Annotated in this window: 10 protein-coding genes and 1 pseudogene; 1 reads left to right on the top strand and 10 read right to left on the bottom strand. The window is 35.4% G+C overall.

The annotated features are described in order from the left end of the window. Nucleotides 1-129 precede the first annotated feature (129 nt). The 4 genes from KYG33_RS08080 to KYG33_RS08065 form a co-directional block, all read right to left on the bottom strand. A complete protein-coding gene (locus KYG33_RS08080) occupies nucleotides 130-1,272 on the bottom strand; it encodes a 1-acyl-sn-glycerol-3-phosphate acyltransferase (RefSeq protein ID WP_077418531.1) in 1,143 nt (380 codons plus the stop codon). 524 nt (nucleotides 1,273-1,796) lie between these two features. Next, entirely contained in the window at nucleotides 1,797-2,117 is a 321-nt protein-coding gene (locus KYG33_RS08075; RefSeq protein WP_219073042.1) for a GIY-YIG nuclease family protein, read from the bottom strand. 449 nt (nucleotides 2,118-2,566) lie between these two features. Next, nucleotides 2,567-3,736: a PD-(D/E)XK nuclease family protein gene (locus KYG33_RS08070; RefSeq protein WP_219073041.1), complete on the bottom strand. Its 1,170-nt coding sequence runs from the start codon at nucleotides 3,734-3,736 to the stop codon at nucleotides 2,567-2,569. A gap of 747 nt (nucleotides 3,737-4,483) precedes the next feature. Further along, nucleotides 4,484-4,987, bottom strand: coding sequence for a hypothetical protein (locus KYG33_RS08065; RefSeq protein WP_219073040.1), 504 nt, complete (start codon nucleotides 4,985-4,987; stop codon nucleotides 4,484-4,486). Between the two features lie 209 nt (nucleotides 4,988-5,196). On the opposite strand from KYG33_RS08065, the pseudogene KYG33_RS08060 reads away from it, so the two are divergent. After that, a pseudogene (locus tag KYG33_RS08060) lies at nucleotides 5,197-5,557 on the top strand (XRE family transcriptional regulator). A 42-nt stretch (nucleotides 5,558-5,599) separates the two neighbouring features. Here the strand turns inward: KYG33_RS08060 and KYG33_RS08055 are convergent. The 6 genes from KYG33_RS08055 to KYG33_RS08030 form a co-directional block, all read right to left on the bottom strand. Further along, the gene (locus KYG33_RS08055) at nucleotides 5,600-7,777 is read right to left on the bottom strand and encodes a DNA/RNA helicase domain-containing protein (protein WP_219073039.1); all 2,178 of its coding nucleotides are present in this window, start codon (nucleotides 7,775-7,777) and stop codon (nucleotides 5,600-5,602) included. 7 nt (nucleotides 7,778-7,784) lie between these two features. Then, nucleotides 7,785-8,111: a nucleotide pyrophosphohydrolase gene (locus KYG33_RS08050; protein WP_077418536.1), complete on the bottom strand. Its 327-nt coding sequence runs from the start codon at nucleotides 8,109-8,111 to the stop codon at nucleotides 7,785-7,787. 239 nt (nucleotides 8,112-8,350) lie between these two features. Continuing rightward, nucleotides 8,351-9,313, bottom strand: coding sequence for a Fic family protein (locus KYG33_RS08045; RefSeq protein ID WP_219073247.1), 963 nt, complete (start codon nucleotides 9,311-9,313; stop codon nucleotides 8,351-8,353). A 69-nt stretch (nucleotides 9,314-9,382) separates the two neighbouring features. Beyond that, nucleotides 9,383-9,934, bottom strand: coding sequence for a hypothetical protein (locus tag KYG33_RS08040; protein ID WP_077418538.1), 552 nt, complete (start codon nucleotides 9,932-9,934; stop codon nucleotides 9,383-9,385). Beyond that, a complete protein-coding gene (locus KYG33_RS08035; RefSeq protein ID WP_219073038.1) occupies nucleotides 9,931-11,184 on the bottom strand; it encodes a phthiocerol/phthiodiolone dimycocerosyl transferase family protein in 1,254 nt (417 codons plus the stop codon). Before KYG33_RS08035 ends, KYG33_RS08040 begins: the two co-directional genes overlap by 4 nt. Continuing rightward, nucleotides 11,181-12,452, bottom strand: coding sequence for a condensation domain-containing protein (locus KYG33_RS08030; protein WP_257468958.1), 1,272 nt, complete (start codon nucleotides 12,450-12,452; stop codon nucleotides 11,181-11,183). The genes KYG33_RS08035 and KYG33_RS08030 overlap by 4 nt, the downstream gene beginning before the upstream one ends. Nucleotides 12,453-12,454: the final 2 nt, after the last annotated feature.

Raw genomic sequence — 12,454 nt, 5'->3', positions numbered from 1 at the left:
CATCTGTCGGATTAAATAGTATAATGTTGGAAAGAAAGAATTAAAGGATTTTGATATTCAATTTATACCCTGAACAAAACAAAACCACTACTCAATAGCAGTGGTTTTTTATTTTTATCTAACTGTTCATTAGCCTTTAAAACCTTCTTCAAGCTTCAGTTTATTCACCAAAGGATTGGCATACATCGCCAGGAAATACTCCTTAGACACCGGATCAGACGGGTCTATACGCATCTCAAGTCTTCGGATAAACAGCTGTTTCTCCTGTTCGGTATATTGTGAAGCATACGTATCTGTATTGTGAATCAGATCGTAGGCTATATATTTTGTCGGCCAAAGCTTATAATTTTTAATGATTGAATGGTCAATCACCTGTGCAATAGCCTGCAACTGTTTGTTTTTATTCTCAATAGTAGCGGCAATTTCATCCAGTTCGGTATCAATAATATCACCGGCATGCAGATGAATTCGTTTCTTTTGCCCTAATATTCCGCTGAGCATAGTGGTAAAATCTTCATTTTTACCTTTAATGTATTCCTCATCCCTGTGCTGTGCCAGAAGCTGAGGCATTTTTAAAGAATCTGTAGGGTCATATTCATAAGAAATGGATATAGGAACAATCTTTAAGGTTTTAAAATACTCTATCAGTGACTGATCTCCCGATGCCATGGCAAGCATTTTTAAAACACCCTGTTGAGTGGCATCATTACCGTTTTTGGTACGGCCTTCACGCTGGGCGATCCATACAGAACGGTTTTCATGATGCAATTGATGATCAATATACTCAGACATGGTTTGTGAACTTTTAAGCTGGTCGCGAAGAGACAATCCTCTTTGAACTAAAAAGTTGCGGTTCAGCTTTGCCAATACATTCAAAAAGTTCCTTTTCACAAGATTATCGCCAATGGCAGAAGCAGTCATAATATGGCCGCTTTCCAGAAGAGCCAGATTAAGCAGTGAAGTATCCAATACAATATCTCTGTGATTTGAAATGTAAAGGTAGGGCGTATTTTTATCCAGCTTATCGAAGCCCGAGGTCGTTAAACCTTCAGAACTTTTCGCAAGGATCTGACGAACGGTATGTGCTACAAAATGATGCTGAAAATCACTTATAAAGTGGATCTCTTTAAACTGTTCCAGCCAGACCTGCTCATCCACACCGGGAAAAGTAAAGTTCATCAGTGCTTTCATCATGGGATCACGGGCTACACTCTGCAATCTTTCATTCACTTCATGATCATGAAAATACCGTATTTCATCAAACTTCGACATGCAATTATTTAAAAATTAAAACTTTTTGCAAAAGAACGAAAATTTATCTGGGGAATGGGTATAATGGGTGTTAAAGTATTATGAAGGGCGTAGGAGTTAGTTGAACCGTGTATAACAAACGATCTACATACGCGTTCACCTTGTCATTCCGTAGGAATCTAAACTGCTTATTTTCTCATCACTTATTATCCAAACCATTGTCTGGATTCCTACGGAAAGACAAACTTCGTGGATAGTCTAAGCGGGTGGTTTGTATTAAGTCAGGAGCAAATAAGTAGCTATGCACACACACACATAAATACATACATACATACATACATACATACATACATACACACACAAAAAAAATATGCGCCCACCTTGTCATTCCGCAGGAATCTAAACTCTTATTCTATCATAATTTATTATCCAAATCTCTGTCTGGATTCCTACGGAAAGACAAACTGTGTGGATAGTCTAAGCGGATAGTTTTACTTCATTATACGACAAACAATTTTGTCATTTGATATGAAATACTACTCATATCAAAGCCAGTTTTCAAACAAGTAATTCAAAAATTCTAAATTAGGATTTGTCTTCCTTATAAGCTCAAGCTTCTTAATTCTTGACCAGTTTTTAATTTCCTTTTCTCTTTCAATGGCATGATGAATCCAATCATATTTCTCGTAATAAATTAGAAACTCAAGATTATATCTTGCTGTGAAGCTACTTGGATTTAGTCTGGTTTTGTGTTGAAACAATCTTATGTGGAGGTTTCCTGTAACGCCAGTATAAAGTACTTTTCTATTTTTATTGGTAAGAATATAGATATAGTAGGTATATCTTCCTGTTGAAAACTCAATCATTTGTGTATTTGTTTTATAAAAGTTACAAAAAATATTTTTCAACTTGATTTTCAATTGGATTTAATCAAAGTATTGAAAGAAGAATGATAGCTTCTTTCTCAATTGAGTATGAGTTTTTATTTGTAAGAAAAGGTGAAAGATATACTACGAACCAAACAAGTTAATGAGACACAATCTTTGTCATTCCGCAGGAATCTAAACTCCTATTTTCTCATCACTTATTATCCAAACCATTGTCTGGATTCCTACGGAATGACAAACTTCGTGGATAGTCTAAGCGGATAGTTTGTATTAAGTCTGGAGCAAATAAGTGGCTATGCACACATACATACACAAAAAAATATGCATTCACCTTGTCATTCTGCAGGAATCTAAACTCTTATTCTATCATAATTTATTATCCAAATCTCTGTCCGGATTCCTACGAAATGACAAATGGTATGAATCTTCTACAGATCTAGTTTTAAATTTTCAGGAGCTTCTATAACCGCAATAATAAAATCTTTCATAAATTTTTTAAACTTGCCATTTCTTACATCAATCCAGAATGAAGCATCATGTTCTATATTAGCATATTGTAAGAAAAACAGAGGCCACCAATGTGATGTTCTGAACTTTATTCCTAAATAATTTCTAAGATCATTCAGATATATTTTATCGTGGTGTGAATCCTTATATTGAGGTGTTTTTACCAAACCATAAATAACTCCACCTTCTTCATAATTGAATTTGATGAATAAGTTTTTAAAGACAGGAATTTCAAAATGATGAAACTGTTCATTATATATGATACGCATTTTTAATTCTTCGGTTAACTCATCTGTCAGTTGAAGCATCTGCTGATCAACAAGATTTTTCATTTCCTGTTTAATCGAATTTAAAGTGTTGGATACTTTAAAAGCTGTTTCTATATTTTCTTCAGTTTCTGTGATAAAATGATTCAATGAACCCATATCTAAGTTTTCTTTTCCCATATAATTTTCAATAAGTTGACTTTCAAAATCTACCAAAAAAGAACGTACTCTTTCATTTTCTGTATTTTTTATAAATTCTTTTAATATTGGTATAATATGTTCTTCGTAGTTGATCAAATAGAGCTTTCCTGTTTCTATCAGTTTTTCGATTTCTTTTCCGCCGCTGTACTCTGTTAATTCCTTTGATCTCGGGGTTAAATAGAGAAGCTGATAATGGTTATTACTGATATACTGTAAATATTTCAAATAATCTTCAACCTGATTTTCCTGATCTTTTGTCCAGGGGTAAATTTTATTCTCAATTCCCAGAATACTTGACTGATCCTGATTCTTCAGAACAATGTCGACCCGTCGGTTTTCAAAGGTTGAATCCTCTAAAATAACCTGAACTTTTTCCGGAGTATCATAAGGGAAATACAATCCTAATTCTTCTTTGAAAAGCTTCAAATAAATATCACCCTGACCATGGTTTTCATTTGGATTTAGAAAAAACGCTAATATTTCAGAGACTTTATTTTCGTTCCAGTGGAGGAACTTCATCGCATTAAATTTAGAGGCCAGCTTTTTAGAATGTCTTTTTTCATATTCAATTTCAAACCTGGAGTGGGCCTGGATCTCTCTGAAAAAAGAAATATAATCGTTCATGATGTATTAGTTAATCTTGTTTTTAAAACTTTTTTAGCAATGATAATAAAAATCTCCAGCTTTTGCTTACGGGAAAGCGTAAATTTTCTTTAAAAATACCATAAATAGTGCTCAGAAATACCTGTAGCCCCTTCCGAAGTCCCTGTAACCCCTTCACCAAGCCTCTGGAGGGACTTCATGAACGGTCTCCACTCCCTTCATGAAGGGGCTTTACCCCCTTGGGTAAGGGGGTAGAGGGGTTTGCATAAGGGGGTGCAGGGACTTATATAAGGGGATAGAGACCGTTACTTAAGAGGGTAGAGACCGTTGCTATACTACCTGGAGGGTGTTAGTAAAGGGGGTAAGAGGAGTAAAGTACCATTGTAAGAATCATGAGCACTATCCATCCGGCTTCATCAGTGGCACAGCCACCATTCCTTTGCTCCCTCAAATCATGTATTTCTATCAATGAAGCCTTTGCGTTTTAAAATATCCTACTTCCGCGGATAAAATGACTTATTATTGTTTTAAACGCAAAGACGCAAAGTTTTTAATATTATATGTTTTTTTAAGGCGCAAGAAAATCGAAGATTTTCAGCAAGTGAGTATATCGGGATATAGAAATTTTATCGGAGATAAAATCCTTGCGCCTTAAAAAAGCGTCATTATAATAAGAACTTGCGCCTTTGCGATTTCCAACCCAACCAAGCAGAAGGATAAGCACAAAAAAAGCACGCTTTCACGTGCTCTAAAAAAAAGTGTTTATTCTTACTGATTGTTGTTTGAAGTAGGTGGAGGTGTTTCAGTGGGAACCGAAGTTTGTCCAGCCACAAAAAACTGTTTCATTCCTTCGTAGATTACATTGGTACCGGGTACATTTTCTTCAGAAAGGTATCTGATGCTTCGGTAGAAACTGATGGCGTTATGATAATTATCGTGGTCCAGTAATACCTTGGTATCGGAAAGCTGTTCGACCACGGAATCTAATAGTTGCAGTCTTTGCTCTATCTGCTCCCTGGCTGTGTAATCTCTGTCGAATTCTGCCTTATCAAGGAAGTTTGGAACATGTTGAACATTTTGTTCCATATAGGTTTTGGCTTTATTCACAAAGAGTTTGTTCTGCTCTGCAATTCTTCCGTATTGCTGTCTCTGATCCGGAGTAAGGTTGATGGTTTTCCCTGTAAGGACAGTCTGAATGTCCTGAATTGCTTTGTCAATGGTTTTTAAATCGCTTTCTGAAAAGCTTATACTGATTAAATTGTCTAGTGCCATATGCTTGTGTTTTTGGTTGTTGTTGTGATTAAATATAGGAAGTATAAAGCGTAGAAAAATAGGGCGTTGTAAGATTTTAAGGGAGCATTCATCAGAAAATGCAAACGGGATAATGAGGTTTGTTTTTTCTGACTTTTTGAAGAAAAAAAGAGTGTGTAAAGTGAGAAATGACAAAATAGGAGAGGAGCCCATTTTAAGGATTCAGAAAAATGCTGGGTATCAAGCAGGAAGCATTAACTTTTGACCTTGGGACTACTGGAACCAGAAGAAAGTTTCTCTGCTGGAACAGAAAGAAATTATTGAAGATCCTTTACTGAAAGAATTTCTGAAGTATTGAAAATTCTGGTGGAAGCGTTTCAGAATTTTGATGAGGAGCAGGTTGTGAATATTATTTCTAATACGTTTGGTGATTTCAAAGATGGAGCTTCGGCGATTAATATTCATCCTATTTTTAATCCAGTAGAAGCCATTCTGAAAATGCATGAAGAAAAGATGGAACTTTATGAAAGGATGCTGAAGGAGAAGGATGAGATGATAGTCAGGCTGGAGAAGTTGATTGAAAAGATATAATTTAAGATATTATAAAAAGGTTCAGCACATGTTGAACCTTTTTTATCTATTCAATACTTTTACAAAAATACCTAAAACCTTAAAATCGACTGTTTCCTCATCTCTAAGAATGATTGGTTCAAAGTTAGAATCATTTGACTTTGGCTGCAATACTATTTCTTCATGATGCCAACCTTCTTCGTCAGTTAATTTTTTGCTGGAGTATTCTTTAATAGTGTAGTTACTGCCAAACTCTAAATCAGTAATGTTTCTTCCTTCAACTAGAGTGATTAGACCATTACGAGAACCTCCGTTATATTTTTTAAACAAACAAATACTCCCATTAGGAATGATTTTATTCATAGATTCACCTACTACAGTACATGCAAAATAATCATCTCTATTGTTTAGGCTCTCTACTTCAAGATATTTTACATTTTCTAATTCTTGGAGTTCAGAAAAAGAACCCGCTGCAATATTAAGATCGTAGAAAGGAATTGAATTTTCTGTAGGAGTATGAAAAATTTGTATTAATTTCTCCTGTGTAGAAGTGGTATAAGGCTGGATAAATTGATGAAGAAAACATCTCAAGTTTTCATTACATGCATAAACGTAAGTGCCTTCAATTCCTCTCAATAATATAGTTTTATAGATATTGATAATGAAATCTAATAATTCTTCTTCATTTTGAATGGAATTTTTACCATTTTTATCTTTATATTTTTGCTTATCAACAGTCAATTTTTTCGATGTAAAATCATAGTCCAGTTCCGGTCCTATAATAACTCCGGTATAATTCAAATCATAACCTTGCGTGGTATGAATACACCCCACCTCATCTATAGAATTAGGAGAATTTATCCAATCTACAGAAATACTGTTCCATTTTAATTGATTTTCACCAATAATGATATCATAAGCTTCTGTATTTTTGTTTGAAACCCATTCCCAAGCATAACCGGCCACCATTCTTGACAAACCATAAATCTCATTTTTCTTTTTTATTCTATCAATCATTTGAGACAAGTCATCAAAAAGATAGAATTCGTAGTCATCAGTTTTATATGATTTTGAAGAAAGTGTTGAAGGGGCATCAAAAATTTTATGAATTAACTTTATATAGTTATTTCCACCGCGTACACGAAGTTGAGTTTTTAATTTTTCGACACGTGTTGAAGGTTCCAATTCTAATTTTTTAAAACTTTTTTTAAGGGTGTCTGAGGGTTTTATAGATTGATATTGATCATAAAAAATAATAGATTTATTACTTTGTAGGATTACCCAATCCAACTCGGAAGCGGTAAACTTATCTAAACCCAATTTTTCACAGTTGCGATCAAATGTTCCAAAGTATGAACCTAGATTTACTCGTCTTCTTAAGCGATGTCCTTCATCAACTATAATAAGATCATATTTATTTTGTGCTAAATCTGAAGGTCCTATTACCATCTTTCGTGATAAACCGTTTACATTCTTAAAAACATTAGAAATAGTTTTTCTGAATGATGCCATTGGAATAACCAACGCCATATTTAAGTCTGTAAACTTCTCTTTTACCCTTTTTAATAAAAGGAAAAGTTCATCATCATCTTCATCAAAATCAGCATAGTTAAAATCTTCTAAATTAGTTTTAAGTAATTTAAATAAAAAAATGGCTAAAATGGATTTTCCCGTTCCAGCTCCTCCATGAATAAGGCTAACTTTTGAATTTTCATCTAACAAACAATTCAGAATCATTTTCAATCCTTTGATTTGTTCTTTCGAAAGAGATTTATAAGGAGAATATTTAAAAAGATCTGAATTATTGATAAAATCTAGAGAGTGACGGGATATACCTAGTTGTCTGAGTTCATCCCAGATATCTTTGAATAAATCCCAATACACTTTCTTTTCATGATACTGGTGATTAGAGATACCAAGGTTACCATTTTGTAAAGTGTATTGTCCGTCAGCAGAAATATATTTGATGAGATTTGATTCTAAATCTAATGTGGCAGATTTATGAAATAAATTGCTTAAGATAAGATTTACAGATGAAAGTTGTTTCTTTTCTTCTGATTTTAGGTGAGTATTTATTCTTGTTAGTACATCTGTAGTCTCTCCCACATAAGCCGTTTTAGTATTTTTATTTTTCAAAAAATAAACTATTGGCCAAGATAAGTAGTCTCTGTGATTTTTATTTATTTTTGTTTCTATGAGGTGATCAAAATCGTATTCCTCTGTAATTGTAAAATTCTTCATTTTTGTACTACAAATCATCGTACTTATTTGATTTTCCTTTTGCTTTTTCTACAGGATATTTCTCATTATTTCTCTGCAATTTCTTTAAAATAATGCTATTAATATCTATATTATTTTTATTTGCAAGAAGTAAACCATACATAAATACGTCAGCCAATTCTTCTTCTAATTTATCTTTATCAAAATCTTCATTCTTTTTCCATAAGAATATTTCTAAAAGTTCAGAAGCTTCAATAGATAAGGCTAATGCTAAATCTTTTGAATTATGAAACTGTTCCCAGTCTCGGTCATCACGAAATTTTAGAAGCTTTTCTATTGTACTTTTATCTATCATGAGTATTATTTAATAAAGTGAATTAATTCAACTTTAAAAATAATAAAAAACTTTAGCATAATTGTCTTGAAAATATCAGTTTATTCTGAAAATTTTGTATATAAATGGATATTATATTTTTCAGCTCTTATACAAATTAATAAATGTTTTAGAAGCATTATAATAGCTCTATTAAAATATTATATTCTTCTATACACTCACCGTCTCAATCTCCATAAAAATTACAAACAATATTTACATCAGTATTCTTTAAAGTAATATTCTGTTAACCTCTGTTCTCCGGATTTTAATAAAAACCCCTGTTCAACAGCCCATTTCAGGTCTCTGCTTGCTGTGGGTGCAGAAATACTCCTGAAGTTTTGCATATAGTCTTTCCTGCTGAACTTTTGTTGATTTATCTTCTCTTTAAATAAGAAAATTCTGTCTTCTGTATACAATGTTTTATTTTGGGATTGCAAAAGCTCTTGTAAAGATTCCAGAATAATACCGAGCATAAATTCTATAAAAGTGGTAGAATTTCCCTTTTTATCAGATTCTGATAATGTATAATAATATTCAGACTGTTTTTGTTTGATGAGGGCTTCTATGGGTAGATATTCAAATACGGGATATTGCTGCATCAGGATCAGGGTCTGCCAGAGCCTGCCCATTCTTCCGTTACCATCTGTAAAAGGATGAATGAATTCAAACTCATAGTGGAAGACACAGCTTTTAATTAGAATCAGGTCTTTGTCTTTTTTCAGATAAGCAAAGAGATCTTTCATCAATCCTTTTATCATTGTACCTCCCGGTGCTATATGTTCTACTTTTGAACCTTTAATGATTCCCACATTAGTGATTCTTAACTTATCAGGATGATCAACCAGTCCTTTCATCAGAATGGAATGGGCTTTTTCCAGGTCTTTTAAGTGATAAGGATTCAGTTGATTGATTTGTTCATATACCTGTATCGCATTCTGAACTTCAAGAATATCTTTTGGTGGAGCAATGACTCTTTTATTTTCCAGTAAAGCGGTTATCTGCTCTTCAGTAATTGTATTCCCCTCAATTTCCAATGAAGACTGAATGGTTTTGATTCTGTTTTTTTTCCTTAGTTCGGTTACTGGTTTATAAAGATGGGAAGCATTTATTTCTCCTATTTTTTCAGAAATAGAAGCCACTAAAAATAGAATGGTGTCTGTAATGGTATAGGGAGGTTTCATATCTTTGATAGTATCATATGATACTATCAAAGATATGAATTTATATTAAAAATAGGTATATAAAGTAAACTATGAATTTAAATCCACAGCCATAGCCTGCGTTCTCCTACACATCCACCTCCTCAATCTCCACACCGGCAAATACACAAACACCACAGACAAAATCCCAGCTAAAACACCCACTACCACAGCCATTGCCGTAGCATCTAGCTTATAATCCTTTGAGAAATTATATTGTCCTATAAAGAGTAGGGAAAGTACCAATGAACCTGTAATCAGGCCGTGTAAGATGCTTAGTTTGGTCATTAACTTTTTAATATTCAACTGTTCGTCTACGGTAAATTCTATGGCTTCCTGGCTGGCGGCGTCCGTTACTCTTTTGATGATATCAATGGTAAGGACTACCGGAAGGAAGATGGCCATTGGAAGGGTAAGGCGGGCCAGGTTCTGGGTTCCTGAGAAAAAATGGGTGTAGCCTAACTCTTTGAAGCTGGCATACGCAATGATGAAATTAAAAAATACATTCGGGAGGACATAGTAAATCGTACGCTTGATGAGAAAGCGTTTCAGGGTGGTTTTCTTGATGGGTTTTGGCTTCGGAGGCTTTATTTTAAATTTCATACAGAGGTGGTCAATAGCTCAATGGCTTTATCTTTTATCAGATGGGCTTCTTCTTTGGGAAGAAAATTTTCATTGGACATGAAGGTGAAGTCCATTTGCTGGTTGTACGTACTGGCAACTAAAGTATTTGAGTTCAGCCATGGGAAAGCCACGGTAGGACTGAACACGGTTTCCAGATTGAAATTGGTGTAATCATTCGGGATATTCACCTTTCCCATATTGGATAAGGTCACATCATGTCCGCCTTCGCTGGATTTCAGCATCCTGATCATACGGCTTACAACAGGGTGCATATGTTCTCCCATCCAAAGAAGTTCACGGGCTTCCAGCTTACTGATTTTCTCAATAAGGTCTTTTTTGATCTGCTTGGCATTGTCCATAACATTCCTGTTGTCTTTTTTGATGGAAAGCTCTACCGTTGGGGCAAAAGCAAACAAATGATCTTCCTTGATTTCCGGAATGAAATGGCGTACATCCACAGGACTGATCACCTTACCTTTGGCACGCTCTCCCTGAATATCACGGAAGGCCTGCATCACGGAAGAACACAGCAAAGCGTGGACGGAAATTCCGTTAGCTTTACATTTTTCAGTAATCAGTTTGGTATCTTCAGGAGTCATTTTCCAGTGGATGGCGTAGCTTTTTCCAAGGTTTCTCTTTTTACTTTTTCGCTGGATAGAAAAAAATATTCTGGCAAACAGCAGATAAAGACCGGCCTTGTATTTTTTGATTCCCGTATTAAAATCCGAAGGCAGAAAATCATCTACCGATTCAAAAGCAACATAAGGAATTAATGGAGAATAAGGATTGTCCAGCAAGCTCAGAAGTTCACGCATTAAGGTCACTCCGGTAGTTCCGTCTGAAATGCAGTGCGGCATGATCCAGAGGATTTCGGAATGGTCATGTCCCTTCACCCATACTACTTCGGCCAGAGGCTTTTTGGGTTGATCAAAAAGTTGGAACCATGCTTTTTCAGATTCTTTGAACCAGTCATCGTCTGTCTTTCGCTCTACAATACGGAGTGGAATAGGTTCAATATCTTTCTGTCCCATAAAAAAAGGATAGCGTCCGATGGTATGATCAACGATAGCTCTCAGCATGGGATGTTTCTGCTGGATTTTGATTAAAGCTGTTTTAAAAGTCTCCTCAGAAATCTGTCCGTTGATTTTTGCGGTATACACACAGTTTAAAGGCGTTTCAGGATCTACATACATGATCCTTTCCACCATCATTAAGGGTCTATTGATCATGATATTGCGGTCTGTTTAATTTGTGAATGAATTGTCTGCATAACCTCATCGCGGATAGCCAATGCTTCTGTATAGGGTAAATAGCCTTCACTTCCCATGAATGAAAAATCCATTTTTCCACGGTAGGTAGAAACTACCAGGGTAGTGGTATTCCCCAAAGGACCAATGACTGACGGACTGAAGATTGTTTCAACCGTAAATTCTTTATACTCATGAGGAATCTGAATACGTCCCAGATTGGAAAACATACAGTCGTTGGAGGATTTTCCGTTCTTCAACAGTTTTGTGAAACTATTCAGTGCATCATGCCCGGATTCCATGACCATCATCGTGATATAAGGATTCAGTTTTGAGGTCTTTTGTTCCACAGATTTCTGCATCGCGCGGAGGTTGTTCTCAAAGCTTAGTTTTTCATCAGCTGAAACCACAATCATCAGCCCGAAAGCGAAGATATGATCTTCTTTAATCTGACTGGCAAAACGTCTGATATCTACTGGACAGGAAACCTTATTGAAGGATTTTTCAGCCCTTACTTTTTTAAATGCCTGCAATACGGCTGCACTTAAAAAGGTATTCACGGTCACTTTCTGAGATTTGCAGTAAGAGATTAATTCCTTGCTTATCGTTTCATCCAGTTTCCAGTTGATCAGGTAGTCATTCTGTCTTTCTACCGCTTTTTTGCCTACAGGAATCCATTTGATGGCAGTAGCCGCCAGTCTTCCTATAAATTTTGCTTTCAGTTTTTGTCTGCGGCTGTTCAGAATGTGGGCAGGAACTACATCCTGTATTCCCAGAATCGGATTTTCTGTCCCGATTTCAGCAGCCGGATTATCCAGCACTTTCAGAAACTCATTCAGGAAAGACATGGCAGAACCTCCATCACATAAACAGTGGTGGAAGGCAAACAGCATATCGGAAACATCTTCCCCTTTGATCCAGATAAACCGGATCAGGGGCAGTTTTTCATAATTAAATGGAGTGTTCCATTCTCTTCTGGATTCTTCCTGCCATTGATCTTCACTCTGTCGGGTGATAATCCTTACAGGAATAGAAATGTGTTTTTCCGGAACATTGAACCACGGAATATTTTTTTCATCATGGCTGATCAATGCTCTCAGCCATGGATGTTTATGTTGAATTTGAGCCAGAGCCTGCTGGATATCTTTTAACGTAAAAGTACCTCTCAGTCTGAACGGGATGACCGCATTAAAAGGTTCTGTTCCGTCCCCCAATAATATGCGTTCACCAAATAATAATCTTCTTTTCATGT

It is taken from the genome of Chryseobacterium sp. D764, from assembly GCF_019317325.1.
Taxonomy (GTDB): Bacteria; Bacteroidota; Bacteroidia; order Flavobacteriales; family Weeksellaceae; genus Chryseobacterium.
The sequence above is the reverse complement of the archived record's forward strand: the minus strand, read 5'-3'. Positions and strand labels throughout refer to the sequence as shown.

Excerpts from the sequence above, each read along its gene's own strand:
- KYG33_RS08080 (WP_077418531.1), bottom strand. The coding sequence starts at position 1,272 with ATGTCGAAGTTTGATGAAATACGGTATTTTCATGATCATGAAGTGAAT.
- KYG33_RS08075 (WP_219073042.1), bottom strand. The coding sequence starts at position 2,117 with ATGATTGAGTTTTCAACAGGAAGATATACCTACTATATCTATATTCTT.
- KYG33_RS08070 (WP_219073041.1), bottom strand. The coding sequence starts at position 3,736 with ATGAACGATTATATTTCTTTTTTCAGAGAGATCCAGGCCCACTCCAGG.
- KYG33_RS08065 (WP_219073040.1), bottom strand. The coding sequence starts at position 4,987 with ATGGCACTAGACAATTTAATCAGTATAAGCTTTTCAGAAAGCGATTTA.
- KYG33_RS08055 (WP_219073039.1), bottom strand. The coding sequence starts at position 7,777 with ATGAAGAATTTTACAATTACAGAGGAATACGATTTTGATCACCTCATA.
- KYG33_RS08050 (WP_077418536.1), bottom strand. The coding sequence starts at position 8,111 with ATGATAGATAAAAGTACAATAGAAAAGCTTCTAAAATTTCGTGATGAC.
- KYG33_RS08045 (WP_219073247.1), bottom strand. The coding sequence starts at position 9,313 with ATGAAACCTCCCTATACCATTACAGACACCATTCTATTTTTAGTGGCT.
- KYG33_RS08040 (WP_077418538.1), bottom strand. The coding sequence starts at position 9,934 with ATGAAATTTAAAATAAAGCCTCCGAAGCCAAAACCCATCAAGAAAACC.
- KYG33_RS08035 (WP_219073038.1), bottom strand. The coding sequence starts at position 11,184 with ATGATCAATAGACCCTTAATGATGGTGGAAAGGATCATGTATGTAGAT.
- KYG33_RS08030 (WP_257468958.1), bottom strand. The coding sequence starts at position 12,452 with ATGAAAAGAAGATTATTATTTGGTGAACGCATATTATTGGGGGACGGA.